This window comes from Bacillus massiliigorillae (assembly GCF_000380245.2).
Classification (GTDB): domain Bacteria; phylum Bacillota; class Bacilli; order Bacillales; family DSM-1321; genus Bacillus_AD; species Bacillus_AD massiliigorillae.
The window spans coordinates 246,737-267,050 of sequence record NZ_HG428742.1 but is presented as its reverse complement, the minus strand read 5'-3'; the positions used below and the strand labels follow the sequence as shown (position 1 = coordinate 267,050).

Annotated in this window: 9 protein-coding genes; 5 read left to right on the top strand and 4 right to left on the bottom strand. The window is 35.9% G+C overall.

Annotated features, from left to right (window positions below; translation table 11 throughout):
- Positions 1-157 precede the first annotated feature (157 nt).
- The 4 genes from TX86_RS17440 to TX86_RS17425 all read left to right on the top strand — a co-directional run bounded on the left by TX86_RS17440 (position 158) and on the right by TX86_RS17425 (position 12,648).
- On the top strand, positions 158-4,138 hold the full coding sequence (locus TX86_RS17440) for an S-layer homology domain-containing protein (RefSeq protein ID WP_042350875.1): 3,981 nt from the start codon (positions 158-160) through the stop codon (positions 4,136-4,138).
- A 1,774-nt stretch (positions 4,139-5,912) separates the two neighbouring features.
- Positions 5,913-9,389, top strand: coding sequence for an S-layer homology domain-containing protein (locus TX86_RS17435; RefSeq protein ID WP_042350874.1), 3,477 nt, complete (start codon positions 5,913-5,915; stop codon positions 9,387-9,389).
- 1,572 nt (positions 9,390-10,961) lie between these two features.
- Positions 10,962-11,924 carry an S-layer homology domain-containing protein gene (locus TX86_RS25875; RefSeq protein WP_052343723.1) on the top strand — a complete coding sequence of 321 codons (963 nt, stop codon included), beginning with the start codon at positions 10,962-10,964 and terminating at the stop codon, positions 11,922-11,924.
- A gap of 274 nt (positions 11,925-12,198) precedes the next feature.
- Complete coding sequence (locus TX86_RS17425) at positions 12,199-12,648, top strand: Lrp/AsnC family transcriptional regulator (RefSeq protein WP_042350872.1); 450 nt, start codon at positions 12,199-12,201, stop codon at positions 12,646-12,648.
- Positions 12,649-12,653: 5 nt separating this feature from the next.
- Here the strand turns inward: TX86_RS17425 and lpdA are convergent, their stop codons facing one another.
- The 4 genes from lpdA to pdhA are packed head-to-tail and all read right to left on the bottom strand — an operon-like array spanning position 12,654 to position 17,395.
- The gene (gene lpdA / locus TX86_RS17420) at positions 12,654-14,078 is read right to left on the bottom strand and encodes a dihydrolipoyl dehydrogenase (RefSeq protein WP_042350870.1); all 1,425 of its coding nucleotides are present in this window, start codon (positions 14,076-14,078) and stop codon (positions 12,654-12,656) included.
- Positions 14,079-15,299, bottom strand: coding sequence for a dihydrolipoamide acetyltransferase family protein (locus TX86_RS17415; RefSeq protein WP_042350869.1), 1,221 nt, complete (start codon positions 15,297-15,299; stop codon positions 14,079-14,081).
- Between the two features lie 18 nt (positions 15,300-15,317).
- Complete coding sequence (locus tag TX86_RS17410) at positions 15,318-16,301, bottom strand: alpha-ketoacid dehydrogenase subunit beta (protein WP_042350867.1); 984 nt, start codon at positions 16,299-16,301, stop codon at positions 15,318-15,320.
- Entirely contained in the window at positions 16,298-17,395 is a 1,098-nt protein-coding gene (gene pdhA / locus TX86_RS17405; protein WP_042350866.1) for a pyruvate dehydrogenase (acetyl-transferring) E1 component subunit alpha, read from the bottom strand. The genes TX86_RS17410 and pdhA overlap by 4 nt, the downstream gene beginning before the upstream one ends.
- A gap of 573 nt (positions 17,396-17,968) precedes the next feature.
- Here pdhA and TX86_RS25870 point away from each other — a divergent pair.
- Positions 17,969-20,179, top strand: coding sequence for a S8 family serine peptidase (locus tag TX86_RS25870; RefSeq protein ID WP_052343721.1), 2,211 nt, complete (start codon positions 17,969-17,971; stop codon positions 20,177-20,179).
- Positions 20,180-20,314 lie beyond the last annotated feature (135 nt).

Sequence of the window (20,314 nt, the reverse complement as noted above, 5' to 3'; positions counted from 1 at the left end):
CTGTAACTAAGTTAGTTATAGTTCTTTTTCTCTTTGACTTACCTATATATTAATTATATTAAAATGGTATTTTCGAGGGAATAAGAGCTATCAGATCTATCAAATATAGTATTTGATAGAAATAAAAAGATTTTACATATCGGGGAGGATTTACTCAATGGCTTACCAACCAAAATCGTATCGCAAATTCGTAGCAACTGCTGCTACCGCAACTCTTGTTGCTGGTGCTATCGCTCCATTAGCATCTGCTGCTGTAACTAATGTGAAAGACTTCACTGACGTTGCGCCACAATATAAAGATGCAGTTCAATTCTTATTAGACAAAGAAGCTACTCAAGGTAAAACTGATACACAATTTGGTGTAGCAGATAACATCACTCGTCAAGACGCTGCTGCACAATTAGTAAAAGTATTAGGTCTTGAAGTAGATGACACTATTAAAACAACTAAATTCACAGACGTTCCAGAACGTACTGCTAAGTATGTAGATGCACTTGTTAAAGCTGGCATCACTCAAGGTAAAACTGAAACTACTTTTGGCGCAACTGAAGAAATCACTCGTGGTCAATTAGCTATTTGGATTGCAAAAGGTTTCAAATTAGAAGGCAAATCAGATGTGAAATTCACTGACGTTGCTGAACAATATAAATCAGCTGTTTCAGCTTTAGTTGAAAATAAAGTAACAAGCGGTAAATCAGAAACACAATTCGGTACTGCTGAGCAAGCAACTCGTGGTCAATTTGCAATCTTCTTATATAAAGCAGATCTTGCAATTCACCCAATCGCAGTTGTAGATGCAGTGAAAGCTGAAAATGGTAAAGTAACTGTTACTCTTGATAAAGAAGTAGAAGCTGTGAAAGCTGAAGACTTCAAATTAACTCAAGCTATCGACGGTAAAGATGCTACTGAAGTTGTAGCAACTGAAGCTAAACTAGCTGAAGACAAGAAAACAGTTGAACTTACAATTCCTGCTATCGAAGCAGCTGAAAAAGAGCAAAGCGTAGTTATCACTGCTGCATATAAATCAGGTGAAGCTAAGGCTGCTGAAGCGTTTAAAGTAGCTTCTACTGAAGTAGCTGTTGAGGGTGTAAGTGCAATTGGCGCTAAACAAATCGAAGTTAAGTTCACTGCACCAGTAGATAGCAAAACTACTTTTGAAGTGAAAAAAGGTTCTTCTAAAGTAAACACTGAAAAAGTTACTTTAAGTGCAGACAACAAAACAGCTGTAATTGAAATGGCTGGTAAAATGACTGAAGGCACTTACACTGTAAATGCAACTTCAGGTGAAAAAACATTAACAGGATCAGTAACAGTGACAAACGAAAAAGTTGACTCTGTTGAAATCCTTTCTGAAAATGCAGTATTAAATGCAGACTCTACTGCAGTAACTGTTGGATACCAAGTGAAAAACCAATATGGTGAAGATATTACAAAAACAACTTCAATCATTGCAAATGCAGCTGGAGCAGTAGTTAAAGGTCAAGCTTCACCGACACAATCTAAAGGGATTGTAACAATTAATGTGGATTCTGAGAAGGCAAAAGAAGGGGACGCAATTACTTTAACTTTAGTACACGGTGAAACAGGAAAATCAGCAACTAAAATGTTGAAAGTATCTGCAAAATCACAAGTAGCTGATGTTACACTTGGATCTTTATACAACAAAGATGGTAAAACATTATCCGAAACAACTGATTTAAAGAAAGATAAATTCTACGTATTAGTGGATGCAGTTGACCAATATGGTAAAGCTTTAACAGCTTCTGATTTGCATACATCTGGTACTAACCAAAACGTTGTATTGAATCAAACAAATCCATTAGTTACAAAAGTTTCTACTGAATTTACTACAGTAACTGTAAAAGGTGAAGAGAAAGTAGCTCTTGCATTAGATTCAACTTCATCATTGGTAGTTGGAGAAAATACTGTAATGGCTATTGCAACTTCAACTGGTAACCATTCTACATTAAAGATTACAGTAGCTGAAGGACAACGTGCAGATTCTGCTGTAATTAACACTCCTGATTTAGTAGTAGCTGGTGAGAAAACATTCGTACCTGTTGAAGTTACAGATAAAGAAGGAAATGTTATTACAGATGTTAAAATCTTAAAAGATACAAAACGTGGTGTAACATTATCTGGTTCAGTTAAAACTGATGATTGGACAACAAAAGACGGTAAGACAGGTGTATATTTAGATTTACAAGATGAAACTGCATCTTCTTACAAGTCAATTGTAGCAATCTCAGCTACTAACAAAACAGCAATTCAGAACATCCAAGTAAAAGAAGCTGCTAAACCAGTACGTGTTGATGGTGTTTCTAGCGATGTGAAAACTACATTATTAGCAAAAGATAATGCTACTACTACTATCAGCTTAGCTGGTACAAAGGTAATCGATCAGTATGAGCGTGAATTAACAACTGAACAGAAAACTAAATTATTCACAGATGGTGATTATAAACTTGTTTTCGCTGAAGAAAAACCAGCAGTTGTAGAAGAAAAGCCAGCAACTGATAAAGGTGTTATTCAAGTTACTGATAAGGGTGTAGTAACACTTGAAGCTAAAAAAGATGATAAGTATGTAATTGGTACAGAAAAAGTAACAGTTTCAATTGAGAAAGCTGATGGAACTAAAGTTTCAGGAAGTGAGAAAACAATTACTTTCCGTGTAACTGATGGAACTGAGTATGTATCATATGAAGTTGAAAAAATCGGTAACATCCTTGACGAAGTTGGAGCAGGCTTAGTTGATGATAATGATACTACTAAAGCATATACAAAAGATGTTGTAGTTTACGGTGTACTTGATAATGGTTCAAAAATTAAGTTAGATGCTGGAACTGATTATTCAGTAGACGCACCTAAGTGGTTGCAACCAACTGAAGGTACACTTAACCCATCTAATGTTCCATATGCGACAGATGCTAAAGAAGTAAAAACAACTGTAACAGTTGCTATTAACGCGACTGGTGATAAATTTGCTGAGGAAGTAACTGTTTCTAAAGTGAAACCTACAATTACTTCATTAAAAGTAGTTTCTGAAGATACAGTAGATGCAGATACTGTATACACAGCAGATGAAAAAGCTGATTTCGAAGATTTAAAAGAAGTTACAGGTGCTAACTTTACAAGCTCTACAGTTGCTAAAAATGTTGACTTTGCTGTTGTAGATAGCTATGGTGTAATGCGTGTGTTAAATAATGCAGAACTTGCAACTGCTGCAGTTGATAATCTAGCATATTTACCATCAATTAAGTTATTAGTACAACCAAATACTGCTAACTCAATTACTATTACTCATAACAATAGTGCAGCAGCTACTATTGATGGATTCAAGGATACTGACTTTGTTAATGTAACAGCGTCTGTAGATGGTTTAGAAAAATCATTCAAAATTAACGGAGATAAAGTGTCACAAGGAACTGTTCAAGAAAAGGAAGCTGCAATTGTAACTGCTAATGAAGAGTTAGCTAAATTAACATTAAGTGTAGCTAATTCAATTCTTGACGATGCAGCTTTAGATACAGCAAAAGCACAATATGATGCAGCAAAAGCTAAAGTAGATGCAGCAATAGCTAAAGGTGCAAAAGCAATTGATTTTAGTGCTGATTTCGCTAAATTAGAAGCTCAAAAAACTGAAATTGATCGCTATGAAGCAGTAGCAGCGAAATTAAAAGCTGACTTTGAAGCAGCATTTTTGAATCAACCTACTGAAGGTGTGAATAATGGTGATCCATTTAATTTTGATAGTGATTTAACTCATTTTGGCCTTACACCTTCTATTGAAGTAAAAGATGGTAAAGTAACATTGAAGATTACAGGTGAAGTTAGTGCTGATGAAGTAATTTTAGGTGATGGCTCATTACCAACTTCGCCAGATACATGGGGTAATCTTTGGGTAGAGAATGGCGAAAATAAACTAGCATTCGCATTCTATGAAAAAACTGCTGAAAACACATATAAAGTATATGCTAAGAATGTTGCAACTGTGGAATTAGACCCTGCAAATGATACAGTAACAGACTTAAAACCAGTGGCATTGGAAAACCAAAAAGTTGATATGAAGTCTGATATTCTTGGTGATTTCACTCTTGATATTTCAGAAATTACATTTGATGCAACTCCTGCTAAATAATAAACGAAACGTTATTTAGTAAGCTAGTTCACTAGCGAAATAAGTGGATGAAATACCCCATACAATTAATGATGTTATTCATGGTTGTTATGGGGTATTTTTCTTAACTGTTGTTTTCTGAATAATGTAATAAGTGTTATTCTTATTCAATATCCAACAAACAAACGCTTAATCCTCCTGCATCTATTGATGTTGTAACAGACATAAGGGGTGAAGTCAGGTGAAGTGTCGTACATAAAGAAGATTGAGGCGGGGGCTCTATAAAAGGTAGCTATGGTTAGGAGGCGGATCCATGTTTAGGCAGGATGAGGTAGTGAATGTTACGAATAGCTAGGAGTTAGCATTCATCCTTATACATGTGATGGTGTAATGGAAATCAGCATAATTGGCTATTAAACTGGCCTTTCTCATTCCTGAATAGTGGAAACCTAAGAATATCAAATGTAGAGATAGAAACAATGGAAAGTTTGAAGTTTTGCTAAAAGAGGTGTGTTAGTACCAATGAGGTTAGTGAGATGGTGGCAGGTTTATAGTAGTGATGACCATCAGCCGTTTGTATTCATAGAAAGAGGATAAAACTGATAAGAGCGAAGGAACCTAGTCGGTGGTTATGGTAATTGCAGATGGCACACCGTATATGGTGAAGGCTTGGAACGAAAATCATAATGCTATTTTATGGTATAAGCAGAGAATAGCGATGCTGCTAAGGAGGACGTTGCAACTGCTATTCAAGCTATTTTAGATTTAAATATTAAGTGGGATATTAGCCACCTTAGTAATATAATAGCTTATGCAAAGCAGATTTTGTTGGAGTATCGTTACCTTATGGTAAAGTTGCTGAATGAAGGTAAAGATACTAACGAAGGTAAATGTGTAATTATGATTACTAAAAATGGACAATCGGATCCTATTATAATTGCCGAACCCCAAAATAGGGATTGATGTCTGTTATCATCTTAAATATGTCGAACATTAGTTGACTAGAAGAAAGGCTCTATGGAGAATATCTCCGTAGGGCTTTTTCTTACTTATAAAATGTAATAAAGATAAACTTCATATATTATAAATTCGATAAGACTCAACAAAGCCTAATTGAGTATTTTGTTGTTCTCTTCAATAATTATCGCATCGATTATTAAATGTACCTGTTGTGCATTTAAGAGAGAGGTAATGAAGTGGACCATTGCGACTAGTTGTACAAAAGACTTATTGGATATTGGTTGAAAGAAATTTTTATGGAGCTTTTTCTGTTTGCGATGAGAAGATTTTAAAAAAAGAATTTGTTTTATCAATATATTGATAATTTATGGTAGTGGAAATATATTTTGGTTTAATATGGTATAACTACCTTTATGTTCAAAATTATTCCAAAATATAATAAGGTGACATTATAAATACTGGAATTATAAACAATTAAAAACCTTTAAAGTTTAATTTTACCAAGTTTTACAAAGGGTTCTAGTTATATAAGGATACTTAAAACGAATAATCTAAAATTTTATTAAATTATTATTTTTTGCATTTATTTATTTATTATGTATAATATAAAACGTATCTTTCCCTTGTATGTAAAACATGGATTTGAAGATATGTTTTACCATACATAAGACAAAGTTACTATTTTAATAAAATAGAAGTTTGTCAGGGATTGTAGTTAAGGTATTTTTCTATGTCTTTTCTATTAAGAAGAATTTCCAATGGAATTTATCAATTGGGGAAATAGAAATAATTGAAAATCAGGGGATTTTTGAACAAAAACGGGAGGTTTTTTTACATGGCTTATAAATCAAAAGATTATCGCAAATTCGTAGCAACTGCTGCTACTGCAACTCTTGTTGCTGGTGCTATTGCTCCATTAGCATCTGCGGCGTCAGTTTCTGACTTCACAGATGTTAAAAAAGATGGACTTTATTACGATGCAGTTAAATTTCTATTAGATAAAGGTGCAACAAATGGTAAATCAGCTACTCAATTTGGTGTAACTGATAATATCACTCGTTTAGATGCTGCTATTCAATTAGTAACAGTATTAGGATTAGAAGTTGATAATTCGGTTACTAAAACACAATTCTCAGACGTTAAATCAGAAAAGGCTAAATACGTAGATGCTTTAGTAAAAGCGGGTATTACAACTGGTAAATCAGATACTCAATTTGGCGCATATGAAGAAATAACTCGTGGACAATTAGCTATTTGGATTGCTAAAGGATTCAAATTAGAAGGAACTTCTGATAAGCAGTTTACAGATGTTTCTAAAACAGGACGATATTATGATGCGGTTCAAGCTCTTATTGCTAATGATGTTACAACTGGTAAGAACGGTACTCAATTTGGAACAGAAGATAAAGCAACACGTGGACAATTCGCAATCTTCTTATATAGAGCTGATGCTGCTAAGAACCCTGCTGCTTCAGATGCAAAAGTAGAAGCTGTAAAAGCTGAAAACGGCAATGTAACAGTTACTCTTGATAAAGAAGTAGAAGCAGTAACTGCTGCAGATTTCAAATTAACTCAATCAATCGATGGAAAAGAAGCTACAGATGTAACTCCTTCTGCTGTTAAACTTGCTGATGATAAGAAAACAGTTGAAATTACAGTTCCAGCTGTTGAGCAAGCTGCTGCTGAGCAAAGTGTAGTAGTATCTGTTGCTTACAAAGCAGGAGAAGCTAAAACTGCTGAAGCATTTAAAGTAGCTCAAAAAGCTTTAGCTGTTGAGAGTGTGAATGCTATTGGTGCTAAGAAAATCGAAGTGAAATTTACTTCTGCAGTAGATAGTAAAGCTACAATTGAAGTGAAAAAAGGTTCAGCTAAAATCAATACTGAATCAGTAACTTTAAGTGCTGATAACAAAACAGCTGTTATCGAATTATCTGGAAAAATGACTGAAGGAACATATTCTGTAAATGCAACATCAGGTGAGCAAAAATTAACTGGATCAGTAACAGTAACTAACGAAAAGGTAGGATCTGTTGAGATTTTATCTGAAAATGCTGTATTAAATGCTGACGCTTCTTCAGTAACTGTGGGATATCAAGTGAAAAACCAATATGGTGAAGATATCACGAAAACAACTTCACTAATTGCAAATGCTGCTGGTACTGTAGTAACTGGTACGCCTACTATTACTCAATCAAAATCAATCGTTACTATTAACGTTACAAAAGATAAAGTAAAAGAAGGCGATACACTTACTTTAACTTTAGTACATGGTGAAACAGGAAAATCAGCTACTAAAACAGTGAAAGTTTCGGCAAAATCACAAGTAGCGGATGTTACACTAGCTTCTTTATACAATAAAGATGGTAAAACATTAACAGAAACTACAGATTTAACAAAAGATAAATTTTATGTATTAGTAGATGCAGTTGACCAATATGGTAAAGTTTTATCAGCTGATGAATTAAAAGCATCAGGTGAGAAACAAAATATCGTATTAAATGAAACAAATCCTTTAGTTGCAGATGTTGCAAACACTTTCGAAACAATTACTGTTGATGGAAAAGATCGCGTAGCACTTAGAGTTGAGAAACCAACTACTGGTTTAGTAGTAGGAGAAACAACTGTAATGGCAATCGCAACATCTACTGGTAAAAACTCTAGCCTGAAGATTACTGTTGCAGAAGGAAAACGTGCGGAAACAGCAGTAATTAATACACCAGAATTAGTGGTAGCGGGAGAAAAAACATTCTTACCTATCGAAGTAACAGATAAAGACGGCAATGCTATTACAGATGTAAATGTATTAAAAGATACAAAACGCGGTGTAGCATTATCTGGTGGTTCTGTTACAACATCTGATTGGACAACAAAAGATGGCAAAACAGGCGTATATTTAGACTTATCAAATGATACTCAGTCTTCATATAAAACAATTGTAGCTGTTACAGCTGCGAACAAAACAGCTATCCAAAATATCCAAGTGAAAGAAGCTGCTAAACCAGTTCGTATCGATGGTTTAACTAGTGATGTGAAAACAACCCTATTGGCAGGACCAAGCGCTACTACTACTATTAGTTTAGCGGGAGTTAAAGTAATTGATCAATATGAGCGTGAATTAACAAATGCTCAAAAAGCAAAAATATTTGCAGATGATGCATATAAATTAGTTTTCACTGAAGAAAAAGCAACAGATGCTGATAAAGGTGTTATTCAAGTTTCAAATAATGGTGTAGTAACACTTGTACCTCAAGTTGAAGGTAAATATGTAATTGGATCTGAAAAAGTAACAGTTGCTATCCAAAAGAAAGATGAAACATCTCCTATTTCTGGTAGCGAAAAAACAGTTGCATTCCGCGTAACAGATGGAACTGAATATGTATCATATGAAGTTGAAAAAATCGGCAACATCTTTGATGAAGTTGGAGCAGATTTAGCTGATAGAGCTTCAAATGGATATACAAAAGATATTACAGTTTACGGTGTTCTTGATAATGGATCTAAAGTTAAATTAGTTGCAGGACAAGATTATTCAGTTGATGCACCAGCATGGTTGAAAGTATCAGGACAAGTAGATCAATTGAATCCAGGTACTGTTCCTTATGCAACAGATGCTAAAGAAGCAAAGGCTGATATAACTGTAACAATTAATGCAACTGGTGATGTATTTAAGCAAGAGGTAAATGTATCGAAAGTTAAACCAACTATTACATCATTAAAAGTTGTTGCTGAAGATACAACATCAGCAGATGCTATTTATGCAAATAAAACAACGTTCGATGATATTAAAGAATTATCTGCTGTTAAATTTACAAGCTCTAAAGTAGCTGAAAACGTTGACTTTGCAGTGGTAGATAGCTATGGTGTTATGCATGTATTAGATAATGCAACAAGTGAATATTTACCTGAAATTAAATTACTTGTAAAACCAAATACTGCAAATTCACTAACAATAACTAATAACAATAGTGCGCTAGCTACAATTGATGGATTCAAAGCTGAAGATTTCGTAAATGTTACTGTATCAGTAGGTGATGTATCTAAATCATTCAAAATTAATGGCGATAAAGATGCGCAAGGTGATGTAGATGCAGCGAAAGCTTTAGCGGAAGCTATTGAGAAATTCAATGCAGAAAAATCTAAAACTGAAGCTGAAATGAAAACTAAAACTGAAGCTGATTATACAGTAGCAAGCTGGAAAGCAGTAACTGATGCATTGGCAATTGATGTAAAAGGTAAAACTGTTGAACAAGTAAATCTTGCAACTGCTGCAATTAAAACAGCTTTTGAAGGATTAACTCCTCAACAAAAATAAACGAAACGTTACTTTATAAGCTAATTTATTAGCGAAATAAGTGGTTGAACTGCCTCATAATGTTTCCGTTATTTTATGAGGCAGTGCTTCTAACTGTTGTTTACTGAAAATAGATTAAATTCCTATTATTGCGAAATAGTCATACTGCAATAGCCTAATCCTCCTGCATCCAGAGATGTTCTAACAAACAGAAGGGGTGAAGTCAGGTGAAGTCGTACTCATGAAGTTGAGGCGGGGCTCCATAAAAGGTAGCTATGGCTAGGAGACGAATCCATGTTAGGCAGGGTGAGGTAGTGAATGCTACGAATAGCTAGGGGTTTAGCATTCATCCTTACATTTGAAATCATGTAATGGAGATTAGAACAATTGACTATTAAACTGGTCTTTCTCATTCCTGAATAGTGGAAGCCTAAGGTTATCAAAAAGAGGGACAGAAACAATGGAACGTTTGAAGTCTTGCTAGAAGAGGTGTGTTAGCACCATTGAAACTAGTAAGATGGCAGCAGGTTCGTAGTAGTGATGACAATCAGCCGTTTGTATTTCTATGGAAACATAGAAAGAGGGGAAAACTGATAGGAGCGAAGGAATCTAGTCAGTGGTTAAATAACTGCTGATGGCACGCCGTATGCGGTGAAAGCCGCCTGTACGGTGTAGGCTCGAAACGAAAGCCCATATACGAAATGTGGTATAAGTCGAGAATAGCTTAGCACCAGTAATTTTAGATGCAGCTTTAAGACATAATGCAACTCCGCAATTATTTGTAGATTTCAAACTTAATAAAGAAATTGATTTATCTGCAGAGAACGTAGAGATTATTTACTATGTAGATGGAGAACCAGTTTATCAAAAAGATAATACTTGGAGCGGCTATCTAAACACATATGATGAAAATGGTGAAGAAATTAAGTACGGTCCTGGAGCTGAAGGTAGTACAGAATTTAAAACTACTCTTCCTAAGGATACAATTATTAGTACGTCAGTAAAAGGAAAAGATTGGTTGACTGATCTTTCTAAATTAAAAGTCATTGTGAAGGTTACTGATGAAAATGGTAAAGTTACTCAAACAGAAGATTTAACAGTAAGTGAGTAAAATACCTTTTTAAAGTGAATTAAATGAAAAATAGCAAAAGCTCTATGGAGAAATCTCCATAGAGCTTTTTTAATTTATAATTAGGTCTATCTTACTGAACTTTTATGTATCTATATTAAGTTGAATCAATTATGAAAATGTTAGATTAAAATACTAAAAACATAAGAGATTCACCTCATATCTAATTATGTCATCAAATTAAGATTAGAAATCTTGAATTAATGTTCTTCAGATAAATATAGACTCTCTTTTAAATAGAAAACCTCTTTTTATGAACAAAAAATGAATTAAATATGTACAAAAATAAAACATATCTAAACATATTTTATTTTTTTAATATAACAATTATAATAGAAGTTGCTGAAAAAATAGTATATTTACTATTTTTCTAGTATTTATAGTTGTTAATTTTATTTTATTAGAATATTATTAACGCCTTGGTTTGCATGCAATTATAGAATAGAAAGAGAGAGATTTATTTTATGACTTTTCAAGCAAAATCGTTTAATAAGTTTATTGCAACAGCAGCGACTGCAACGGTTGTAGCTACAGCAATAGCTCCAGCAGCAATGGCAGCATCTTTCACAGATGTAGAAACAAAGTATAAAGACGCGGTAGACTTCGTGGTAGAAATGGGTGCCAATGGTTTAAGTGACAAGAAGTTTGGTGTTCATGAGAATATTATTCGTCAAGATGCGGCTGTTCTTTTAGTTAAAGTTCTAGGATTAGATGTAGACTTAACAGAAAAAACATCTGTTTTCACAGATGTTCCTGCACGTACTGCTCCATATATTAACGCGCTTAAAAAAGCCGGAATCACTTCAGGAAAAACCCCAACTAAATTTGGTGTAAGTGATAAAATCACACGTGGTGAACTAGCTATTTGGATTCAAAGAGGCTTTGAATTGGAAGCGATTTCAAACACTAAGTTTACTGATGTAGCCCCTCAATATAAAGAAGCTGTTTCAGCGCTTGTGGATTTCGAAATTACAAATGGTATTTCAAAAACACAGTTTGGGACAAACCAAAATGCAAAGCGTGGAGATTACGCTATTTTCCTTATGAGAGCATTTGACGTTGTTTATGATCAAATCGAAGCTTCTGAAATTACGTTACATAACGTACTTCCTTTAGAAGGTACGACAGCTATTAAGACAGGGGATAAAGGTGTTGAATTAGAGTATACATTACTTGATCAATTCGACGAAGAAATTATCTTCGGTGCTCATAAAGCGAACGAAGATAAAGTAAAAGGTATCGAAACAATTGCTGATGTAGAATTTACTTCTTCTAATTCAAATGTCATCGATATTGATACACTTTCTGTTGATGAGGACGGAGTTGCTACATTAAATGTAGGAACAAAAGCTGGTACAACTGAAATTATCGCGAAAATTCCTGGAACAGGACATGTTTCAAAAGTAAAAGTTACAGTTGTGAAGTAATAACAAAGGGCAGTTCAAGTGTGAACTGCCTTTTGTTATGGCAAATAAAGTAGTCACTGAGGCGAATAAACTCTGGGATAAGGCGAATAAACAGCAAGATGTGGCGAATAAAACGTAGCTCACAGCAAACAACCTCTGTTCGGTCCCACTTTTCTATCCCTTTTTTGTATACGCTTCCAATGCATTGGTCTTTTTCTGTCTATAGATGATAGAATAGTAGAAATACATATTGCATTTGCTTTAAAGCACCTTCTTTTTGAAAGTGGTGAAAGAAATGGATCAATTGGATATTAAATTATTGGAGCTTCTCCAAATGGATAGTCGAATTACGGTTAGTGATTTATCGAAAAAACTAGCTCTTAGCCGGCCAAGTATATCTGAGCGTTTGTATCGTCTGCGTGAAAAAGGCATTATTGAAGAGTTTAGTGCTAGAGTGTCCCTGCCGGCTGTTGGTTTAGATGTTCTGATGTTTATTCAAGTGAGTGAACTAAAAATTAAACCCTCTGAATTTGAAGAAATTATTAAGAATGATAGTGACGTTATAGAAGGGCATCGTGTAACAGGTACGATTGGTTATATTTTAAAGGCAGCAGTTGAGAATATGACTAGTATGAGAATGTTAATTGATCGTCTTATTCCTTATGGACATGTTAATACTTCAATTGTTTTATCCTCACCCGTTCCATATCGACGCATTCTTCCAAAGAGTAAACCCCAAGATTAATACTTCTATTTTTGAACAATATGAATAGCGTGCCCTAAAGCGGCTTCGGCTGCTTCCAACCACCCTTCAGCGAGTGTCGGATGTGGATGTATGGTCAGGGCAATATCTTCTACACGAGCTGCTAATTCTAAAGCAAGTACACCTTCGCCAATTAAATTCGAGGCATCATTTCCAACTATATGCATACCGAGCAAGAGGTGAGTTTCTGCATCAACAATGACTTCTGCGAATCCTTGTGTTTCGTTTGTTGCCACAGCTCGACCGTTGGCACGAAAAGGGAAGGTTCCCGTTTTAATAGAAAAGCCTTGTTGCTCAGCTTCTTCTCGGGTTAAGCCAACACCCGCGATTTGTGGATTAGAGAAAATGACGTAAGGAACAAGAGTTGAATCCATAGCACTTGGTAAGCCTCCTATAACTTCAGCGGCGACTTTTCCTTGTTTAGCTGCTTTGTGCGCTAAAGCAGGACCAGGTGTAATGTCTCCAATCGCAAATATATGCGGTATATTCGTGCGACACTGTTCATCAACAGTGATGTATTGATGTTCGTCGGTTTGAATACCTGCTTGTTCTAAGCCGATTGAATCTGTATTTGGTATTCTACCAATTGTAACTAGTGCTCTGTCGCTAATAAGAATTTTAGATTGCTGTAGTTCTGAGAAAACACGCAGGTGAACTTGGTTATTTTCAATAGCGACTTTTTCTACTTTTGTCGCTGTTTCGAATGTGATACCGAGCTTTTTAGCAGTGAACATAACTTCTTGGGTGAGATGCTTCGAAATATTAGGTAGAATTCGGTTTGCCATTTCAATGATGGTTACTCTTGTACCTAACTTTGCGAAAGCCATTCCTAGTTCGATTCCTATATAACCTCCTCCAATGATGGCTAAAGAAGAGGGGATGGATTGCATTTGTAATGCTGCTGTTGAATCAAGAATATACGTGCCATCCATTTGAATAAAGGATGGAATGAATGGTCTAGAACCTGTAGCGATAATGGCGTTCTCGAAGCGATATGTTTCAGCATCATTGCTTGTTTCTACTCGTATTCGGTCTTCCGATAAGAATGTGGCAGTACCTTTGACGATTGTTACATCATTTTCGATACATAAATGAGTAATGCCTTGGTTCAATTGAGAAATAATGTTGTTTTTCCAGTTTTGCCAAGCTTCCATCTGAAATAGAGCTTGTTCTGCTGGAATATGAATCCCCATTTTCTCTAGCTGAGGTAAGTTATGAAATTGTTCGGCGGAATGGATGAGTGTTTTGGAAGGGATGCACCCATGATGTAAGCACACTCCTCCTAGCTGGTCTTTCTCGATGAGAACGACAGATTTTCCTAATTGACCAAGGCGTATGGCAGCGGCATATCCACCCGGGCCTCCACCTATGACAACAACATCTGTTTCAATGACTATTTCTCCTACTACCATCTAGTTCATCTCCATAAATAATAAATTAGGATTCTCAAGTAATTCTTTTATACGGTTCGTAAATCGTACAGCTGTAACGCCATCGATGACACGATGATCAAAGGAGAGTGACATATTCATCATGTAACGAATGACGCCTTCCCAATCACGAATGACCATACGTGGTTCCATTTTATGCAACGCTAAGATGGCTACTTCAGGATGATTAATAATCGGCGTTGCATGCAATCCACCAATTGCACCTACATTACTAATTGTGAAGGTACTACCTGTAATTTGCTCAAGCGTTAATGTTCCTTCACGAGCTTGTGCTGCTAGCTGTTTAATTTCTTCAGCAAGCTGGAAAATGCTTTTTTGATTGGCGTTTTTTATAACAGGAACAATGAGCCCAGCAGGAGTGTCTGTGGCTATGCCGATATGATAATAATTCTTTACGATGATTTCGTTTGTGTGGTCATCTACAGAAGCATTTAGCATTTTAAACTCTTGTAAAGCGGTAACTATTGCTTTTATAAAGAACGGTAAAAAGGTTAGTTTAATATTTTTTTGCTCTGCATACGTTTTGAATTGGTCTCTCATTGTTTTTAATGCATCCATTTCTAGCTCATCTACATGGGTAACATGAGGGATGATAGTAGATGATTTCACCATATGCTCTGCTATTTTTTTACGAATCGCTTTAAGAGGAATTCGCTCTTCCTGTGTATGGCATGGATGTTGAACGGATAGAATAGGTTCTACTTCTTGAATGGGTTGTGGTTTCTGATAGTTTTGTAGATCATGTTCAGTGATTCTGCCTGCGGGTCCCGTTCCGTTTACAAGCTGAAGATCAATATTTAATTCACGTGCTAATTGTCGTACATATGGAGTAGCTAAAGGGCGATTTATAGTAACTTCTTGAGTGTTTGTAATCGGTTTCATTTCTTTTTCTTCATTATTAGAAGGTGGTTCCACGACGATGGGCGGTGCTGGAATGAAAGTCTCGTTCTCTTCTAGAATTTGAAATAATGTATTTCCAACTTCTACGACTTCACCTTCATTAAAGAAGAGTTTAATAATTTTCCCTGTTGCTGGTGCTGTTAATTCGGCATTTACTTTATCCGTTTGGATTTCTAATATAGGTTGATCTTGCTTCACGAGTTCTCCTTCTTGTATAAACCATTGAAGAATTTCTCCTTCATGCATTCCTTCTCCTATATCAGGGAGTTTAAATTCAATCATCTTTTTCCCTCCTTTTTCTTAAAATGAAATAGTTTCTATAATACCTTGTTTCATTCGTTCAACAGTAGGCATAAAATCATTTTCAACACTAAACGGTGGTACAGGAACATCAAATCCAGCTATGCGCTTAATCGGTGCTTTCAAGTAAATGAGCGCTTCGTCATTGATAAGTGAAATAATTTCCGCACCTAATCCAGCTGTTTTATGAGCTTCATGAATAACTACGGCTCTTCCTGTTTTCTTAATAGATTGAAGGATGGTTTCTTTATCTAACGGATATAGTGTCCGTAAATCAACAACCTCACATTTCCAGCCTTTCTCGGTTTCGATTTTTTTAGCCGCTTGTAACGCTTCTCGCAGCATGGTACCCCAAGCAAAGATGGTTAAATCACTTCCTTCTTGAACAACTTTAGCCTGACCGATTGGTACACGGTACAATTCTTCGGGAACATCTTCCTTGAATGCTCGGTATAATTTTGTTGGTTCCATAAAGATAACGGGATCAGGATCTTCAATAGCGGAAATGAGTAGCCCTTTAGCGTCATATGGATTACTTGGTACAACGACTTTTAAACCAGGTGTATGTGCGAAGAAGGTTTCAACACTTTCGGAATGTAGCTCGGGCCCTCTAATACCAGCGCCATAAGGAGTTCGAATGGTGAGTGGAATGGTAAATTGCCCTCTTGTGCGATATCTCATGCGAGCAGCATGTGTAACAAGCTGTTCAAATCCAGGATAAATAAAAGCAAGAAATTGAATCTCTACTAATGGAAGCATGCCGTTAAGAGCTAAGCCAATACTCGAACCGATAATACCTGATTCAGCTAAAGGTGTATCGATGACACGGTTGGCTCCATATTTAGCCTGTAAGCCTTCTGTTGCTCGAAAGACACCTCCATTTACACCGATATCTTCTCCCATTAGCATAACGCGTTCATCTTGTTGGAGTTTTTGGTCCATTGCTTCTGTAATAGCTTGAAGGATATTTAGCTTTCTAGTCATTTAGATTTCACATCCTTTTGTAGAGCTTGCCGTAATTCATTTTGTTGTTCTTGGATATGCCAAGGTTGTGTTGCGTACACATGATTAAACATATCTAGTGGGTCTGCTTTTGGATAGCTTTCGGCTTTTTGGACATGCATATTGATTTTTTCTTCAATTTGTTGGACTAACTTTTCTTCTTTTTCTTCGTTCCAAAGACCTTTTCGATATAAAAACTTTTGCAGGCGGGTAATAGGGTCGTAATTGTCTCGCCAATGAGAAGATAAATGTTCTTGGTCGCGATATTTTTTCGGATCATCTGCGGTTGTGTGGGCGCCGTATCGGAATGTTACCGCTTCAATTAAAGTTGGTCCTTCACCTCTTAGAGCTCGTTCAATCGCTTCTTTAACAGTTAACCAAACGGCAAAGATGTCATTTCCATCCACACGAACTCCGGGAATGTCATATGCGATAGCGCGTTGGGCGATGGTTTTAGAAGCTGATTGTTTTTTGAACGGAACACTAATGGCGTATCCGTTATTTTGACAGAAGAAAATAGTAGGGGTTTTATATACACCAGCAAAGTTTAACGCTTCATGAAAGTCTCCTTCTGATGTGGCACCGTCCCCAAAGTAGGCGATGCTAATATTATTTTCTCCTCTCAGTTTACTAGCCCAAGCGGTTCCCACAGCATGAAGCATTTGAGTAGCGATTGGAACAGTTGGAGGAATGAGCCGTTTACCATCTGGACAAATCGAGCCATCTAGATGGGCGTTCCAATAGAGCAATACACGGTATAAATCTTGACCGTGTACGATTGCTGCTGCGTGATCACGGTAAGTTGGAAACATCCAATCATCAGGAGATAGTGCTAAAGCGCTTCCAACTTGAGCAGCTTCTTGTCCTTCAAATGGTGCGTATGTTCCGAGCCGTCCTTGTCGTTGTAAATGAATGGCTTTTCGATCAAAAGCTCTAACTAACATCATATTCTCGTACATTTTCTTCATTAAAGGTTCAGTTATAATTTCTTCAATCGAATCAAGTAGTTCGCCACTCGGCGCTAAGACTTGATAAAACTCTTCTTTTGTAAATGGTTGATACATTTTATTTATCATTGTTATACTCTCCCTCTGTATCTAATTAAATAGTTAAAGTGAGAAAATTTAGAGATTAACTGTATATAGATAGTATAAAAGAGAAAAGAAATCATCGACATAAAAAAAGAATCAATATTAGCTGTTTACTTGTTGTTTTGCATGAATTTTTCCTTTTTTATTTTCATTTTGTAAATCACTTTTGTGTGCATGTACTTCGTGCTTATTTTCTTTTTTTGGTGGTGTTAAATAAAAAATAAAATGAACAATTGTTTTTTATTTCATAAAAATGAATAGGAGTGGTCTTTTTGCTGTCTAGCTTCAGCGCCCAGCTCCTAGTGAACTTCGCCAACCTCCCTACGATAAGTCAACATCTAATCGCCTAACGGCTCTTAGTGTTTCCTTTATCTCAGTCGGAGGGCTCCAGTTCATACGGAGCTAAACGGACGCTTACGCTTTTCTTATTAGAAATACATGGTTCGTGAAAAATTCGCAAAATTTAATATTTATAGATAGAATAGAAATGTACAATTATTTTTGAATAACAAGATTATATTTTCTAATATTCATATTTTAGAAGGAAGGTACTTTGCAATGAAGAAACTATCGATTTTATTAGCATTAATGCTAGCGATTAGTCCAATAACGGGTTACGCTGCTCCTGAAACAAATAATCAAGCGAATGAACAACCATCACAAGAGCAGTCGAATACTGTTGAGAATATAGAGAATAGTAATCAGCCAAATGCTGCAGTTCAACCACCAGTTTCTAAGAAACAAGTAAAGCAAATTTTCTCTGAGGCAGAGGAATATGAACCAGGAGAATTAGTTATTTCTTTTGCTAGTACAGCATCTGAAGAGAAGAAGCAAGAAATCTTAAAGCAATATGATTTGACAGTCGAATCAACATTGCTTAATGGTAACTACATACTTGCTTCAACACCTAGAGGAGATTCTATTCAAGAAATAGCAAAGGAATTAGTACAATATAAAGAAATTGCCTATGTACAACCTAATACAAAAGTGAAGAAGTCATTTGTTTCACAAGAGCCTTATTATTATAAGCAATGGTATTTACCAAAAATCGAAGCACCAAAGGCTTGGGATGTTACGAAAGGATCTTCCGACGTTGTCGTTGCTGTTGTTGATGGAGGAGCTCAAAAAGATCATCCAGATTTAAAGAACAGCATCGTATCGCCAATAGATATGGTCACTGGTTCAAGTGATTATATTGCAGACAATCACGGTACTCATGTAGCGGGCATCATTGCGGCTGCTTTTAATAAGTATGGAACAGCAGGAATTGCTCCAAATACAAAGATTATGCCGATTAATGTATTCGATGGCGAATATGCAGAAACGTTTACAATTGCTGCAGCAATTGAATACGCAGTCAAAAACGGTGCCGATATTATTAATTTAAGCTTTGGTGACTATGCTTATGATTACGTGGAAGATAATATTATTCAATATGCAGTAAAGAATGGAGTCGTAGTTATTGCGGCTGCGGGAAATGAAGATACAGATCTGGAATTCTATCCAGCTGCCTACGCGAATGTTATTGCTGTAAGTGCAACGGATCGTTATGACAATGTTACGTATTTCTCGAATTATGGAAAGTATGTGGATGTTTCAGCACCAGGTGAGGGAATTATGTCAACCATTGCGGGAAGCAGATATGCTGTGATGGATGGAACATCGATGGCAGCACCTGTTGTATCAGGCATAGCCGCTCTTATTCTTGCAAAAAATCCATTTACTACAGTTGGTGAAGTGCAGACCATTCTTAAGAAATCATCTGTAGATTATGGAAATCGTGGCTGGGATATGTTTTATGGAAGTGGACGAGTATCAGCTTATAAAGCTTTAACATTAACTGGATCACCAATATCTAATTTCAAATCACCATCTAGTTTTACAATAACAGGAAAAAATAGAATAAGTGTTTCATTTACTGCACCAAAAAACACAAACCTATCAGTGCAGATCCAAAATGCAAATGGTAAGGTTGTTAAAACATTATTAAGCAATAAAGCGTGGAATGGTGGACAAGCTACTGTTTATTGGAACGGTTCATTAGATAATGGTTCATATGCTACTAATGGTCAATATAAATTTGTCGTTTCATTTACTAGCAATAAAGGAAACTTCCGAACATATAAAACAATACCTGTAAAGAATACAATGCCGGCAACTGTTTCAGCACCAGCAGTGACTTATTACTCACCAGTTGCACAAAGTAAGTTAAGTTTGCCAATCAATGTTAGCAAACCTGCTAAACTTACAGCACAAGTAGTAAACGCACAAAACAAATTAGTGAAATCTATTTGGAGTAATGCATCTGTTAGTGCAGGAAGTCGTACATTTACTTGGGACGGTAAAAATGGAAATGGCAAATACATGGTAGATGGAACATATAAAGTTATTTTCACTGCAGTAGATGCTAATAAAGCTAAATCTACAACGTCAGCTAGTATTGTTGTCGATCGCGAGGCTCCTGCTTTATCAGTAGCGGCTGAACCAGCTGTTTTTGTTGCAGATGGAACAAATACTAGCATTGCGAGATTTAATGTGAGAGAGCCTGCATATGTAACGGTAAAAGTTGTCTCCAATCAAGGAGAGAATGTCCGAACACTAGCAAACAATCAACTGTTCTCTCCTTCTACTTATTCTTTAAAGTGGGATGGCAAGAATAGTAGTAATGTCGACGTAGCAGTAGGAAACTATCAGTATGTAGTTGAATGTAAAGATCGTGCTGGAAACATAACAACGAAAGCAACATCCTTTTTTGCATTGCAAAGATAAAATAATGAAACTACTCATCTAGTTATCTTTTGATAATTAGGTGAGTAGTTTTTTTGTCTATAAAAATATACATATTATGAAACATTTTCCATAAATAACTAGTATAATGTAATTGGAGCTACTGTCTCTTTTTGG